The organism is Desulfofundulus thermosubterraneus DSM 16057 (genome assembly GCF_900142025.1).
Classification (GTDB): Bacteria; Bacillota; Desulfotomaculia; order Desulfotomaculales; family Desulfovirgulaceae; genus Desulfofundulus; species Desulfofundulus thermosubterraneus.
On the sequence record NZ_FQZM01000018.1, the window covers coordinates 43,889 to 59,022 of the forward strand.

At 54.5% G+C, this 15,134-nt stretch carries 11 protein-coding genes and 5 tRNA genes; 13 read left to right on the forward strand and 3 right to left on the reverse strand.

Annotated features, from left to right (window positions below):
• The first annotated feature begins 51 nt into the window (after positions 1-51).
• Positions 52-1,593 (forward strand): phosphoenolpyruvate carboxykinase (ATP), encoded by a 1,542-nt coding sequence (locus BUA65_RS08100; protein ID WP_072868747.1) that lies wholly within the window; start codon positions 52-54, stop codon positions 1,591-1,593.
• Positions 1,594-1,606: 13 nt separating this feature from the next.
• On the opposite strand, the gene BUA65_RS08105 is transcribed toward BUA65_RS08100, so the two are convergent.
• Entirely contained in the window at positions 1,607-2,821 is a 1,215-nt protein-coding gene (locus BUA65_RS08105) for an MFS transporter (RefSeq protein ID WP_072868749.1), read from the reverse strand.
• Positions 2,822-3,132: 311 nt separating this feature from the next.
• Here BUA65_RS08105 and BUA65_RS08110 point away from each other — a divergent pair, with 311 nt between their 5' ends.
• The 6 genes from BUA65_RS08110 to BUA65_RS08135 all read left to right on the forward strand — a co-directional run bounded on the left by BUA65_RS08110 (position 3,133) and on the right by BUA65_RS08135 (position 11,517).
• Positions 3,133-4,593: a sigma-54 interaction domain-containing protein gene (locus tag BUA65_RS08110; protein WP_072868751.1), complete on the forward strand. Its 1,461-nt coding sequence runs from the start codon at positions 3,133-3,135 to the stop codon at positions 4,591-4,593.
• A 194-nt stretch (positions 4,594-4,787) separates the two neighbouring features.
• Positions 4,788-5,942 carry an iron-containing alcohol dehydrogenase gene (locus tag BUA65_RS08115; protein WP_072868752.1) on the forward strand — a complete coding sequence of 385 codons (1,155 nt, stop codon included), beginning with the start codon at positions 4,788-4,790 and terminating at the stop codon, positions 5,940-5,942.
• 25 nt (positions 5,943-5,967) lie between these two features.
• Entirely contained in the window at positions 5,968-7,728 is a 1,761-nt protein-coding gene (locus tag BUA65_RS08120) for an aldehyde ferredoxin oxidoreductase family protein (protein WP_072868754.1), read from the forward strand.
• Between the two features lie 117 nt (positions 7,729-7,845).
• On the forward strand, positions 7,846-9,255 hold the full coding sequence (locus BUA65_RS08125; RefSeq protein WP_072868756.1) for a solute carrier family 23 protein: 1,410 nt from the start codon (positions 7,846-7,848) through the stop codon (positions 9,253-9,255).
• Between the two features lie 158 nt (positions 9,256-9,413).
• Positions 9,414-10,460: an NAD(P)-dependent oxidoreductase gene (locus BUA65_RS08130; protein ID WP_072868757.1), complete on the forward strand. Its 1,047-nt coding sequence runs from the start codon at positions 9,414-9,416 to the stop codon at positions 10,458-10,460.
• A gap of 142 nt (positions 10,461-10,602) precedes the next feature.
• Positions 10,603-11,517: a serine hydrolase gene (locus BUA65_RS08135; RefSeq protein ID WP_242656263.1), complete on the forward strand. Its 915-nt coding sequence runs from the start codon at positions 10,603-10,605 to the stop codon at positions 11,515-11,517.
• A 65-nt stretch (positions 11,518-11,582) separates the two neighbouring features.
• On the opposite strand, the gene pdaA is transcribed toward BUA65_RS08135, so the two are convergent.
• Positions 11,583-12,557, reverse strand: a complete 975-nt coding sequence (pdaA, locus tag BUA65_RS08140) for a delta-lactam-biosynthetic de-N-acetylase (RefSeq protein ID WP_072868761.1) — start codon at positions 12,555-12,557, stop codon at positions 11,583-11,585.
• 104 nt (positions 12,558-12,661) lie between these two features.
• Positions 12,662-12,844, reverse strand: coding sequence for a helix-turn-helix domain-containing protein (locus BUA65_RS08145; protein WP_072868763.1), 183 nt, complete (start codon positions 12,842-12,844; stop codon positions 12,662-12,664).
• A gap of 146 nt (positions 12,845-12,990) precedes the next feature.
• Here BUA65_RS08145 and BUA65_RS08150 point away from each other — a divergent pair.
• From BUA65_RS08150 to tuf, 6 genes are all read left to right on the forward strand, one after another.
• A tRNA-Thr gene (locus BUA65_RS08150) sits at positions 12,991-13,066 on the forward strand.
• Positions 13,067-13,179: 113 nt separating this feature from the next.
• Positions 13,180-13,265 (forward strand) — tRNA-Tyr (locus BUA65_RS18530).
• An 84-nt stretch (positions 13,266-13,349) separates the two neighbouring features.
• Positions 13,350-13,425 (forward strand) — tRNA-Met (locus tag BUA65_RS18535).
• Between the two features lie 2 nt (positions 13,426-13,427).
• Positions 13,428-13,503 (forward strand) — tRNA-Thr (locus BUA65_RS18540).
• Between the two features lie 112 nt (positions 13,504-13,615).
• Positions 13,616-13,692: transfer RNA gene (locus BUA65_RS18545), tRNA-Met, on the forward strand.
• A gap of 167 nt (positions 13,693-13,859) precedes the next feature.
• Complete coding sequence (gene tuf, locus BUA65_RS08155; RefSeq protein WP_072868765.1) at positions 13,860-15,062, forward strand: elongation factor Tu; 1,203 nt, start codon at positions 13,860-13,862, stop codon at positions 15,060-15,062.
• The last annotated feature ends 72 nt before the right edge of the window (positions 15,063-15,134 follow it).

The window sequence follows — 15,134 nt, forward strand, 5'->3', positions numbered from 1 at the left end:
TGAATAAAATTATTAACATAAATTTGAAAAATACCGGAAGGTGGACTGAGCATGGAAGAGTTTCGCCGCAGGGTTGTAGCAGACCGGGAAATAGCCAATCCTTCGCCGGAAATTTTAAGGGCACTGGCCTCCCATGAGGAACAGGTCACTCTCTATGGCAGCGTCAATTACATCACCCGGGTCCGCAACCGCAGCGCCAAATTTACCTATATTGTGGAAGACGGGGTGAGGCTGGGGGTGGACCAGCAGGGCATTTCCCGGCAGCGGGCGCTGGAACTGGTGGACCAGGTGCATGCCTACCTGGGGCAAAAAACGATCATCCGGTTGGACAGGCAGATGGGTACCCATCCCGGTTTCCACCTGCACTGCCGTTTATATATCACTGCCGAATATGCCCGCATCCCGCTGCAGTGGCGTTTGATGCTTTTTGAGCCGGAAGATCCGGACAAAAAGCCGGATTTAATGAGTATTTATGTTCCGGAGTGGCCTGAACGGATTATTTTTTGCCACCCCGAAGCCGGTGTGACCTACATTCTGGGAACGGACTACTTCGGGGAATGCAAGAAATCCTTTTTGCGCATGGCCATGTATGCGGTGAAAAAGCGGGGCTGGCTGGGCCTGCATGCGGGGAGCAAGGTTTTAAGGGTGCGGGGCAGGGACGGCCAGTTACAAGAGGTTGGTTTTATTCTTTTTGGTCTTTCGGGTACAGGGAAAACCACCCTCACCATGCATGATCACGGTTTGACCGGGGAGGAAGGGGTCGTCATCCGCCAGGATGACGTGGTGATGATGGATGGCCGGGGTTACTGTTATGGTACGGAAAACGGCTTTTATATTAAAACGGAAGGTCTAGATGAGTCCCAGCAGGTTCTTTACCGGGCGGCCACCGCTCCCGGGGCCGTTTTTGAAAACGTGAAGGTGCTGGAAGACGGGCGGATTCTATTTGATGATACCGGGCTTACTTCCAACGGCCGGGGAGTGATCCTGCGCCGGGACGTGCTCAATACCGATGACCGCATTGATCTTGACAAGGCCCACCGGCTCATCTTTATCACCCGCCGGAATACCATTATCCCTCCCGTGGCCAGGTTGACGGCGGAACAGGCGGCGGCTTATTTTATGCTGGGGGAATCCATTGAAACGTCGGCGGGAGATCCCACCCGTGCCGGACAATCGAAAAGAGAGGTGGGCACCAATCCCTTTATCATTGGTCCTGAAGAAGAGGAAGGCAACCGCCTGCTGGAAATACTGCGGGCCAATCCGGACATGGAATGCTACCTGTTAAACACCGGGAGCGTGGGCGCTGGGCCCGTCTTGCCCGGCGAAAAAATCACCATTGCCGTTTCCACCCACATCTTGCGGGAAATTGCCCGGGACAGCATTACCTGGCAAACTGATCCCGACTGGGGCTACCAGGTGCCTTTACAGGTGCCGGGTCTGGACCTGGAGCGCTATAACCCCGTTACTTACTATAGCCCGGAAGTTTACCGGCAGCTGGTGGAAGAACTGCGCCGGGAGCGCCGCCAGTGGCTGGCCAAGTACCGCGAGTTGAAACCGGAGATTGTTTCCGCCATTGAACCGCCGGGGAATTAGTCTTTTGGAAAGCTTAAGACAGGATTTTCTTTGCCTTTAGCGTTTCCTGCAGCCGGGCCGTCACTCCTATGGCAGTGGCCCCCAGCAGGGCGGAGTAGAGCAGCATGACCGTGAGGATGTCCCAGCGCTGGGCCAGGAAAGTGCCTGCCAGGGGACCGGTGAGTAGCCCCACGGAATAGGCGGTATTGGCTATGCCGTAGGTGGTGCCGTAAAGGCCGTTTGCCCGGCCTGTCTTTCCGCCAGTGGGGTGTTTGGGGTGAATTTTCTCCATGGATTCCGCCAGCAAAGGCAGGGCGGGGGTGGAGTAGGCCCCGGTGGTAAGGCCCAGCAGGGCCATAGCCGCAGTCACCAGCTTTACATTGGGTGCCACGACCAGCCACGGAACAGTGGCTGCCGTGCCGAGCAATCCGGCCACGATCAGGGGTTTGCGTCCCAGCCGGTCGGAAAGGATCCCGAAAAGGGGCTGGAACAGGGCGAAGGAGAGGCTCAAGGCGCCAAAGAGCAGCCCCACGCCGGCACTGCCGAGACCAAAACGTTTTTGAAAGTCGATGGGCAGAAGGGGCTCCAGCATGCCAAAGCCGAAGCTACCCGCGACGGTAATTACCACCCCCCAGAAAATATTCCGGTCAAATAAAAACTGCTGCCACGGCAACTGCTCCCGACCGGTAGGGGTGCTGTTTTTGGGCAGGGGGCTAGACCACAACAAAAGGGTCAGCAAAGCCCCTGCGCCCGCCGTTACCAGAAAGGGGAAGGCGTAACCGGCGAACTGGTAAAGGGTACCACCCAGCACGGGGCCGATAATGGTGCCCAGGCCGGTGCTGGTCATGACTATCCCCATTTTTTGTCCCCTTAAATGCGAGGGGTAGAGGGCCGCCACCAGGGCCAGGCCCGCGGACCAGGTGGCCGCTGCGGCTATTCCCTGGAGTAAACGGCTGATAACCAGAAGCCAGACCGAGCGGGAAATTATGAAAATTAGCGTGGATATGGTCAGGCCGGCCATACCCAGAACCATGACCGGCCTGTAGCCGTTACGGTCACAGGCCAGCCCCGCGGGTACGCTGGCCAGCAGGAGGCCGGCGGAAAGGGCGGCAAAAATTAGCCCCAGTTCGGTGGTGGAGGCACCTGCGCTGGTGGCGTAATAGGGTACCACGGGGATGATGATACCGTACAACACGGTATCCAGAAATACGGCCACGTTGATCAGTGTAAACAAGTAGCCAGTATTCATAATTTAATTGTTTGCAACCTCCTCAAAGGTACTATCGCGTAACGTAATCCAAAAGCTTTATGAACACCTGCACCTTATTACTTTCCTCACGGTTTTTTCTGGTACTATTCATTCTGGCCGGCAACCTGTCTTCCCTTCTTTTATGAAGATATGAAGGTAAAATGATGCATCTATAATCTACGGACCACAGGCAGGCATAACCTGCCTTTTGTTTTTCGCTGGTTGAGCTGGAGGAGATCGTATTGCAATGTCGAAATCATGAAGTGTCTAAATATTTTAACGTAACTTGTCGGGGAGGGAGGAGAAAGCAAATGCTTTTCAAAGAAGGCCTTTCTCGTTACCTGCCGGAATGCTGGAAAGATGGAAGCGATCATCTACTCGCTTTGCATAATACAAATCTTCTAAAATCGAATGCTTCGGAATCAGGCAAAGGGAAGGGGAATTATCAGGGCAAGTCGTTGCGTGTTACCAATACTGAGACCGGTTTATACTACACCAACGGGCAAGCTTATACCCTGGGCGTGAACAGCGCCTACGAATGTTTAACCGGCTTGCATGGCGAAGAACTGTTCGGGCGCAACATGAATGAACTGGTGGATAACCGCTACTTCGACCGGTCGGTTTCCCTGATGGTACTTGAACAGGGGCGCCCTGTTACCATTCCCCAGCATGTGCTTAAAACCGGCCAGAAAGTGATGGTAACCGGAAATCCCGTTTTTGACGAAGAGGGTAAAATTTTTCTGGTAGTTACTACGGTGAAACCGTTGCGAAACAATAAAGGAAAGAAAATCACGCCGACCCCGGCAAATCACCTGGTGGAACTGGAAGGCATCGGGACGGTAGTGGCGGAAAGCGAGGCCATGAAACAGGTAGTGAACAGGGCCATTCGTGCCGCGTATTCCGACGCCACCGTCTTGATCCAGGGCGAGTCCGGCGTCGGCAAAGAAGTCGTGGCCAGGATCATCCATGAATACAGTCCGAGGAAGCACAAACCCTTTGTGGTGATAAACGCGGCCGCCATTCCGGGGGAACTTTTTGAGGCGGAATTATTCGGTTACCGTCCGGGAGCTTTTACGGGCGCCCGGCGGGAAGGTTATCCCGGGTTGGTCAAGGTAGCCGAGGGAGGGACACTGTTTCTGGATGAGATTAGTGAAGTACCTTTCCCCGCCCAGGTGAAACTTCTGCGGTTGATCCAAAACAAGGAATTCTACCCTCTGGGCGGAGGGCGGCCGGAAAAAGTCGATGTACGCATTGTGGCCGCGTCGAACCAAGATTTGGCACAGCTCATGCGTGAGGGACGTTTTCGTCAGGATCTCTACTACAGGTTGAATGTCATACCAATTTACGTTCCTCCCCTGGCCCACAGGCGGGAGGATATCATTCCCCTGGCCAGTCACTTTTTCAACCTTTATCAGGATCGCTACAACATCAAAAAGATTCTTACTCCGGAAGCCTGCCGGGAATTGCTTGGTTACCGGTGGCCGGGAAACGTGCGGGAGCTGCAGAACTTGATGGAGCGACTGGTGGTTCTCAGTTCCGGGGTTACGATTACTGCCCGCATGGTAGCCAGGGAACTGGAGGCGCATTTGGAGCAATCCACCACTAGCCTTTCGCCTAAAACTCCGGAAAACCTGGAAAAGGCATTGGAAGCATTTGAAAAGGACCTTATCAAACATGCGTTGCAGGTATATTCCACGCAAGAGGAGGCGTCCCGGGCGCTTGGTATTCACCGGAGTACTCTGGCCCGGAAAATAAAAAAATATTTTTCTTAAAACGCGCAGAGTTGCGCGTTTTTTGTTGCACTCTTGCTACATCCAGAGACGGGTGTGAGAGGATATAAGGGAGAGCGGTAGGGATCAAGCCGCGAGATTAAAAGGCTTCGCGGCCATTTAAGCAGAAGTTTTCAAACAGGCATGAATTTTGAAAAATTGTGGCACCGACAGAAAATATTCTGGAGGTGCATGATGTGAAAGTAACCTATTTCTGGACGGCAGGCACAATCATTACCGGTAGGGGTAGTCTCGGCCGGATTGCCGGTGAGGTTAAAAACCTTGGCGCCACCAAAATCCTGCTGGTTACCGACCCCGTACTTTTAAAAACCGGCCTGGTGGACAAGGTGAAAGAGGCCCTAGCTCCCACCGGCCTGGAAATCGGACTTTTCAGTGAAGTGGAGCCCGAGCCACGGTTACAGGTGGTGACCAAATGCCAGGAGGCCATTAAAGAAGGCGGTTATGACCTGCTGGTGGCGGTGGGTGGAGGCAGTTCCATGGACGTGGCCAAGGCCGCTTCTATTTTGATGACCAACCCCGGTACCATTAAAGACTACCTTGGCGTGAACCTGGTACCCAATCCGGGTATACCGGTAATTGCCGTGCCGACCACGGCGGGCACGGGTAGCGAAGTCACACCCATAGCCATCCTTTCCGATGTTGATGAACAGCTGAAAAAGGGAGTGGTCAGCCCGTACCTTCTCCCCAAAGTGGCCATTGTGGATCCTGAGCTAACGGTTACCATGCCTCCCCACATTACTGCAGCCACCGGTATGGATGCCCTGACCCACGCCGTGGAAGCGTATATCTCCGTTAATGCCACTACCATTACCGATACATTGGCTCTGGAGGCCATAAGACTCATTGCCCGGCACCTGCGTACGGCAGTGGCCAACGGTGAGCATATGGAAGCCAGGGAGAACATGGCCATGGCCAGCCTGCTGGCAGGGATTGCCTTCGCCAACGCCGGTGTTGCTGCCGTCCATGCGCTAGCCTATCCCCTGGGTGCCCAGTTCCATATCCCCCATGGTGTGGCAAACGCCGTCCTGCTGCCTTATGTCATGGAATCAAACCTGCTCGGAGCCCTGCCCAGGTTTAAGATTATGGCTCTGGCCATGGGTGAAAAGGTGGAGGAACTGCCTGACCGTGAGGCGGCCGATAAATTTATCGAGGCCATTAAGCAGCTGTCCACCGATATTAGAATTCCTTTACATCTGCGTGATCTCGGTGTAACTGCCGAAGCCATACCGGATATGGCCGAGGGTGCCATTAAAGTGACCCGCCTGCTGGCCAACAACCCGAGGAAGCTCACGGTGGACGACATCAGGGAAATCTACGAAAGGGCATTTTAAAGGCAAGGAAAGGAAGACTTAAATCATGAAAAGCTTTTACGGGCGACTGCTCCGCATTGACCTGTCAACCAGGCAGTGGCAGGCGGAGGAAATTCCAGATGGAGTTTTGGCCGCATACCTGGGCGGTAAAGGGTTGGCCACTTACCTGATGCTCAAAAATATTCCGCCCGGATGTGACCCGCTGGGTCCGGAAAACTGCCTGATTTTTACCACCGGCCCTGTAACAGGTACGGCCATGCCGGGTTCCAACCGTTTTGGAGTCTTTGCCCGGTCCCCCCTCACCGGTTTTTACGGCGAGTCCTACTCAGGCGGCCATGTGGGGGCGGCAATGAAGAAAACCGGTTACGATGCTATTATCATTCAGGGCCAGGCAAAAAATCCTACCTTATTGGAAGTTACCGATCAGGGTGTTTCTTTCCGGGACGGTACGAAATTGTGGGGCTTGGATTGCTACGCTGCCGAAGACAGAGCACTGGCGGAGGTTGGCGCAAATGATGCCCAGACGGTGGTGATCGGTCCGGCCGGCGAAAACCTGGTCCGCTATGCCTGCATTGAAAACAACTACTGGCGTTCCGCGGGACGGACCGGCATGGGGGCCGTGATGGGGTCGAAGAAACTTAAGGCCATCGTTTTTCACGGTCGTGCCGCTTGTGAGCTGGCCGACCCGGCGGGCCTGAAACAATATGTCGCTAAGCTGGCTCAAAAGGCCAGGGATAACCCCGGGACGCTTGGCTACCGTAAGTACGGTACGCCCCAGCTTGTGTCGGTATTGAACTCGGTTGGCGCCTTTCCGGCCGAATACTGGTTCAGAGGAAGTCTGCCCGGTTGGGAGTCTCTGACCGGCGACTACCTGATCGAGAACTTTGAAGTGCAGCCCCGGGCCTGCCGCCCCTGCTTCATGGCCTGCGGCAACCTCACGCGGGTGACCAGGGGAAGGCACCAAGGGCTTATGGTGGAAGGTCCGGAATATGAAACCATTTATTCTTTCGGCGGATTGTGCTGCATCTACGACCTGGCCGAAATTATTTACCTGAACGACATCTGCGACCGGCTCGGCCTGGATACAATCAGTGCGGGTAACATGGCGGCCTTTGCCATAGAGGCGGCACAAAGAGGAGCGCTGGACATTAAAGTGGCTTACGGAGACGTAGATAGTATTGCGCAGTTACTCCACCAGATAGCCAGGCGGGAGGGCGTGGGTGACCTGCTGGCCGAGGGTATCCGGGTGGCGGCGGAAAAACTGGGCCTGTCCGGTCTCGCCATACATGTTAAAGGGATGGAGCCGGCCGGCTACGATCCCCGGGTGTTGCAGGGCATGGGGTTGGCCTACGCTACCTCTCCCCGGGGTGCGTGCCACCTGCGCGCTACATTTTATAAGCCCGAGCTGGCCGGGATCATCGATCCGAAAACCACTCACGGGAAAGCAGAGCTGTTTATTGATTATGAGGACCGGCTGGCCATTTATGATGCCCTTATTCTCTGCCGTTTTTACCGGGACCTGGTTTTATGGGAGGACCTGGTTACACTGGTCAAAGCCACTACGGGTTTGGATGTGGACGAAGAACAGTTGCGCCGCATCGCCACACGCATAGTTGCGGCCACCCGTCAATTTAACCTTTTACAGGGCTTGACCAGGGATGACGATAACCTGCCGCCACGCTTCTTTAACGAACCGCTGGAAAACGGTGATGTTCTCCCGGAAGAAAACTTCAGGCAGATGCTGGCCGATTACTACCGCCTGCGCGGGTGGGATGAAGAAGGCCGCCCTCTTGAAGGTACCATTTAATTCTGTTAGTGGATACTGCCGCAAAACTGCCTGAGCGGCGGGGCACCCCGTCGCTCCGTGCTCCGGGTTGGAGCTAATCAAGTTTCAAGTTTTAAGAACAAAAGGAGGAATAAAAAGATGAAAAACTGGCGGGCTATAAGACCCGATGGTGTCGAAGTGCCGTACTGGCCTTTGGGCCCCTTTAAAATGAGACTGCCTGGGGTGCACTACCGCTGGGAGTGGGCGGATTACATTCAAGGACTGGTCATGTGTGCCGTCTGCCTGTCCATTATCCCCGTTTTGCAGGATACCCTGGGCATGCCCTTTGAAGTAGCCCTGGCCATTGTGGTGTTAAACGGTATCTTATACTGTTTGCATGCCCTGTTGGGCGACCCTGTAGTACCCGGGTGGGTAACTCCCGCCATACCACTCCTCATAGCCTATGTTTCAAGCTATCCGGCAGGGCCGGAACGTATGCACGCGTTGATTGCCTTTGAACTTTTGCTGGGATTATGGTGCATCTTTTTAGGCATTACGGGACTGGCCAATAGGGTAATTGCTTCCATTCCCCCCGCCATTAAATCGGGGGTGATTATCGGAGCTGGTATTTCAGCTATTTATATGATTTTCCAAAAAGGAGGGCGTTTTGAAAAATTCCCCATTACCATTACCATCGCCATTGGTCTGGCCTTCTGGATGATGTATGCCGAATCCTTTAAAAAGCTGGCAGAAAGAAACAAAATTGCCCGTGTCATTTCCAACCTGGGTATTTTACCGTCTATCTTGCTCGCGGTATTTATAGCAGCTCTGGTCAAGGAAAGTGGCTTCCCGGCCATTGAGTGGGGTATTTCCCGGCCCGATTTTGCCACCCTGTGGACCGATTGGGTGCCCTGGGGTAAACTTGGCTGGCCGTCAATTGACTATTACATTAAAGCTCTTCCCCTTGTTTTGGCGGCTTATATAGTGATATTTGGAGATGCCGTCCAGTGCCAGGCCATTATCCGGGATGCTCAAAAATTCCGGTCTGACGATCCGGTGGATTATAACCCCAACCGGGCGCACCTCATCGTGGGCATTCGTAACACGGGCATGAGCATTCTCGGTCCCGACATCTCCATGTGCGGGCCAATCTGGGCGGCTATGACCGTGGTTACCTATGAACGATGGAAAAATGGCCGGGCGGCCATGGATTCTTCCATTGGCGGGGTGGGAGCTTTCCGGTTCGGGACTCTGACGGGTTACTTCATTTTACCTATAGTCAGCCTGGTAAGACCAATTCTGCCGGTGGCCCTCTCCCTGACTATGCTCATCCAGGGATTTGTTTCCCTTTATGTGGGGGTTAAAGAATCCAGAAATATCAAGGATCTGGGTATTGCAGGCATAGTGGGAGGCATGCTACTGGCTAAGGGAGCAGCTTACGCCTTCGGTGCGGGAATAATCATGTGCTTGCTGGTCTACGGACGCAACTTCTTCAAAGGTGACTCTACTCCCAATCTGTTTGCGGAAGAAAAAGTGCTCCAGCCGGCTGAAAAGGCTACCGGCTGCTAAAGTGCGTAGTTCTAAAAAAATTTTCCGGCTCCGGAGGGAGGCGGCGGGAGAAGGTTCCCGCCGCCTTTTTAACTTCACTACAAAATAATACTGGCAGGATTTATCATTTGGAAAACGAATTTCCAACACCGGGAGCAATCAAAGGGGAGGTCGCAACCGTGCACCTGTATCTTGTGGATGACGGGACCCTTACCGCGGGGGCTTTGCGCCGGGAATTGCCGGCGGCGCTGGCCGGGTGGCCGGTGACCGTAACAGTGCTGAGCATGGGACTGGGGCAGGAAGGTATTGAACCCCTCCCGGGACATGAAAAAGGAGTCAAAGAGTTTTACGGATCTCCGGCGGAGCTGGCCGGTAAGCTGGCCGGGGCCGACATTCTGGTGGTGCATAAAGCCCCGGTCACTCAAGAAGTGATTGAAAGTGCGCCCCGGTTGCGCCTGATTGCCTGTGCCCGGGCACACCCGGTGAATGTGGATGTCCGGGCGGCCTTAAGCCGGGGGATCCCCGTGGTGCATGCCCCGGGGCGGGCGGCCGACTCTACCGCTGATTTAACCATGGCCCTTTTGCTTTTTCTAGCCCGCAATATGGTGGAGACCTGCCGTTTGGTAAGCCGCCTGGGGGCCGGCGCCTGGCAGTACGACTGCCGCAGCCGGCTGGAGGGAGTAGAACTGGCGGGGAAGATCCTGGGCATTATCGGCTTCGGACAGGTTGGCCGGCGGGTGGCGGTACGGGCGCAGGCCTTTGGTATGAACCTCCTCGTGCACAGTCCCCAGGTAGAGCCGGCTGAAATTCTTGCCGCGGGCGGCCGGCCCGTGACTCTGGAAGAACTCCTGTCAGCTTCCGATTTTGTCAGCCTCCATACCCGGCCCGCTCCGGAAAAAATAGGTTTAATTGGCGCACCCCAGCTGGCGCTGATGAAAAACTCGGCCTGCTTAATCAATACCGCCCGGGGTGAACTGGTGGATGAGGATGCCCTTTACCGCGCCTTAAAGGAAAAAAGGATCCGGGCTGCGGCGCTGGATGTTTTAATTTCGGAACCCCCGCCGCCGGATCATCCCTTTTTTACCCTCCCCAACGTCGTCCTGACCCCCCACCTGGGAGGCAAAACGGAAGCTGCACCAATGAGAGCGGCAAAAATAATTGCCGGGGAAATTGTCAATTTTTTGAGCGGAAAACCCCTCCGGCATGCAGTAAGTATCCAGGCGTAAAGTCAATACCACCCTTCCCATCAATTGGCCATTGTCCTGCGAACATGCTTTCATTATACTTTAATATAGGTCTTCAAAAGAGTTTTAAAAGTGTGTCCGGCTTTTGCCGGCTCATTTTTTGCGTTCGGGAAGGAGGATGTGAATGATGAAAAGACGTCGCTTGTTAAGCATAATGATGTTCTTAATTGCCCTGCCGTTTTTGGTCGCGGGTACGGGAGGTGCCTGGAACAGTTCGGGCCTGGACATTTCGCCGGCGCAAGCGACCGGAGAAAAGGGTTCGTCTTTTCAGCAGGCACCGGATTACCGGCCACTGCAAAACCAACTGAAAGACTACCTGGCCCAACAGCCGGGAGTTTACGGCATCTACTTTAAGGACCTGCACTCCGGGGCCAGCTTTGATATAAACGGTGATGAGCCCATAACCGCCGCCAGCACGGTAAAGGTGCCCGTGGTCCTCTACTTGAACCATCTCGTGGCCCAGGGCAGGCTGGAGTGGGATGACCGGGTGGTTTATGACAGCAAACGGGATTATCAAGGGGGAGCCGGGATTCTGCAGTTTTCTGCCCGGGACGGCGATAGCTATTCCCTGCGGATACTGGCCAACCTGTCCATAACCATCAGCGACAACATTGCCTACCGCATGCTGGTGCGCCACCTGGGTAAGGATAACGTGGCCCAATTTATGCGTGACCTTGGCGGGCAAACCGTGTTCCCGGGCGGGGAGAATATCACCACTGCCCGGGACATGGGCCGGTATATGGAGGCGGTGCTGGAATTCAGCCGTAAGCATCCTGCCCTGGGAGAGCGCCTTTTAGATGATATGGCCAACCCCATTTACCACGTGGGTCTGCCCGGCAGGCTCCCGCCGGAGGTAAGGGTGGCCCATAAGGAAGGAGATGTCTGGGGTGTGGCCAACGATGCCGGGATTGTTTTTGCCGAACACCCTTACATCCTGGTGGTGCTGTCCAAAGGGGAAACGGATGTTGATAAAGGATTTGCCCGCATCGCGGAGATTTCCCGGATGGTCTATGATTACCAGGTGAATCTAAAGCGGTAATGCCGTACAAAAGGCCTGGCGATCCTCAAGTTACGCCAGGCCCTTGTTTTGGTGCCGGCAAATCACTAAGATTTTTTCGCTACCAGATCATCCAGCGTCTTAAAGGTGTACCCCTGGGCCCTGGCATCTTTAAGGATGCGGTCCAGGGCTTCGGTGTTGTCCCTGGATACGGCGTGCAGCAATATTACCGCCCCGTTGTGCAGGTTATCCATTACCGACTGGTAGGCTTCCTGTGGACCTCCGGGCATGGGTATCCAGTCCACCAGGGCCAGGCTCCAGAAAATGTTATAATAGCCCAGTTGTCTGGTTACGGCCAGGGTGCGCTCACTGTATTCCCCTTTGGGCGGGCGCAGGTATTTCATCTTCTTCCCCGTCAGCCTGGTGTAAAGCTCTTCTACCGATTGCAGCTCTTTCTTGATCTCATCGTCACTGATGTCGGGCAGGCTGGGATGGTTCATGGTGTGGTTGCCCACGATGTGTCCTTCAGCTACCATGCGCTTGACCAGCTCCGGCTGGCTTTTGATGTAATGCCCGGTCACAAAGAAGGCGGCTTTGACGTTGTTGGCTTTGAGAATGTCCAGTATTTTAGCCGTGTAGCCGTTTTCATAACCTTCGTCAAAGGTCAGGTAAAGCACCTTTTCACCGGGACTGCCAATCCAGTAGGCGTCATACCGGGCCAGGGTGTCGCGGATTGCTTTGGGCATTTCCGGTTGCTGGTGGTTGTCATTGCGTTTAATGCCCCAACCGCGGCGTGCGTTGGACAAGGAAGTAGTGGTCTGGCCGGTCTTTTTATCGCCGGTGGCACTTTTCTTTTCATTAACATTTTCCGGGATTTGAACCTTTGCCTCATTTCTTGCTGGTTTTACTCCCTGTGAAGGGGGGATATTTGCCGTTGTTTTTTCCCCCGCAGGTTGGGAAGAATAGACCCCAGCGACAGTGGATTTTGGATTGTCCGTCGCCAGGTACATCTTGCCGGCGTAAAATCCACCGGCAATTACAGCCATTATAAGTGCCACGGTTGCTTTGGCATATCTGGACAAGGGATTTTCCTCCTTATAAGTAAAAGTGCTTAGCATTAGCTTGGGCAGTGAAATAAGGAATTATTCCGGCCTTTGATATAGTAAAATTTCGACACCTTCCGTCATCAGCCTTCTTTTGCTATACTATGTTTTAAAGGTGTTTCATGGGAAGATCGGCTACCTGCTAAACTTAGCCTGTATACCTGGCGTTCACTTAAGCCCAGGACCTCAGCAGCCTGCCTGTTGGTAATCTTGCCTTTGACGGCCTGTTCAATCACAAACACCCTGCGCGACTCTTTAGCACTCAAAAAGATTTCTCCTCCCATAGTGACATTTTCTCAGTCCGCTTACAGGGTGACAATATCATAGTCCGGTGACAAGGCTGCGGTGGGGGTATTGACACGACCGGGGTTTTCTGTTATTATAATAACTGCGCCTGAAGCAAGTGAGCCATGCCGGCGTAGCTCAATTGGCAGAGCAGCTGACTTGTAATCAGCAGGTTGCGGGTTCGAGTCCCATCGCCGGCTCCAGCTGAGAAGTGAGAGGCGAGAAGTTAGAAGTGAGAAGAGTAGAAGGAATTCGGCGCAGCCGAATTCCAGCCTTAAAATCTCACCTCCAACTTCTCACCTCCCACATCCCATACGGAGGGGTTCCCGAGTGGTCAAAGGGAGCAGACTGTAAATCTGCCGGCTGACGCCTTCGCAGGTTCGAATCCTGCCCCCTCCACCAAATGCCAGCTTATACTCAGGACCGGACTTCTTCAAATAAAGGGTTTGAAAAGTTCCGGTTCTGTGTTATAATATAACTTGCCGACGCGGGGTGGAGCAGCTGGTAGCTCGTCGGGCTCATAACCCGAAGGTCGTAGGTTCAAATCCTACCCCCGCAACCAATGCCACTATAGCTCAGTCGGTAGAGCGCGTCCTTGGTAAGGACGAGGTCACCGGTTCAATCCCGGTTAGTGGCTCCAGTTTGAGAAGTGAGAGGCGAGAGGTCAGAGGTGAGATTAGAAGGAATTCAGCAAAGCCGAATTCCAGCCTTGAATTCTCACTTCCCACTTCTCACCTCACACTTCTCATTGCGGCGGCGTAGCTCAGTTGGTTAGAGCAAGCGGTTCATACCCGCTGTGTCCGGGGTTCGAGTCCCTGCGCCGCTACCACTAAAGAATCGCCAGCGTAAAAGCTGGTGATTTTTATTTTGGGGAGCAGGAATTTTAAGCCCTTTAGCGAATTTTGTGTTCTGTGACTTATTGCATGATTTAAAGAAAAGTGGTAATAATTTAGAAGTGTGTAAAAAAGTGGGTTTCAAGGAGGAGGAAAGAGGATCATGGCCAAGGCCAAATTTGAGCGGACGAAACCCCACGTAAACGTAGGGACCATTGGACACGTTGACCACGGGAAGACCACTTTGACGGCAGCCATCACCACGGTGCTGGCTACGGTGGGCAAGGCGCAGGTCAAGAAATACGAAGAGATCGACAACGCACCGGAGGAGCGGGAGCGGGGGATTACCATTAACACCGCCCACGTGGAATACGAGACGGAAAAGAGGCACTATGCCCACGTGGACTGTCCGGGCCACGCGGACTACGTGAAGAACATGATCACGGGTGCGGCCCAGATGGACGGTGCGATTCTGGTGGTATCGGCGGCGGACGGTCCCATGCCCCAGACGCGGGAGCACATTTTGCTGGCCCGGCAGGTGGGTGTGCCCTACATTGTGGTGTACATGAACAAGGCGGACATGGTGGACGACGCGGAACTTTTGGAACTGGTGGAGATGGAAGTGCGGGAACTTCTGTCCACCTATGAATTTCCGGGGGACGACGTACCTGTGATCACGGGTTCGGCGTTAAAGGCCTTGGAATGCGGCTGTGGCAAGCGGGATTGCGAATGGTGCAAATCGATCTGGGAACTGATGGACGCGGTGGACGAATACATTCCGACGCCGCAGCGTGACATTGACAAGCCCTTCCTGATGCCGATCGAAGACGTGTTCAGCATCACCGGTCGCGGTACGGTGGTGACGGGGCGTGTAGAGCGCGGGACGGTGAAAGTGGGCGACGAAGTAGAGATAGTGGGTCTGATGGAGAAGCCGAAGAAGACGGTGGTCACGGGTGTAGAAATGTTCCGGAAGATCCTGGACCGGGGTGAAGCGGGGGACAACATTGGATGTCTGTTGCGCGGTATCGACCGTAAGGAAGTGGAGCGGGGGATGGTGCTGGCGAAGCCCGGGAGCATCAAGCCGCACACCCACTTCAACGCGGAAGTATACGTGCTGACCAAGGAAGAAGGTGGGCGGCACACGCCGTTCTTTAACGGGTACCGGCCGCAGTTTTACTTCCGGACAACGGACGTGACGGGGACGATAACGCTGCCTGAAGGTGTGGAGATGGTGATGCCCGGGGATAACGTTCGGCTGGAGATCAAGCTGATCACCCCCATTGCCATTGAAGAAGGGCTGCGCTTCGCCATCCGGGAAGGTGGCCGTACCGTCGGAGCCGGCGTGGTCACCTCGATTATCGAGTAGCCAGCTGGAACGAGAAGTGGGAAGTGGAAAGTGGGGCCAGTAATGGAAAGCATCCCACATCCCACTTCTCAT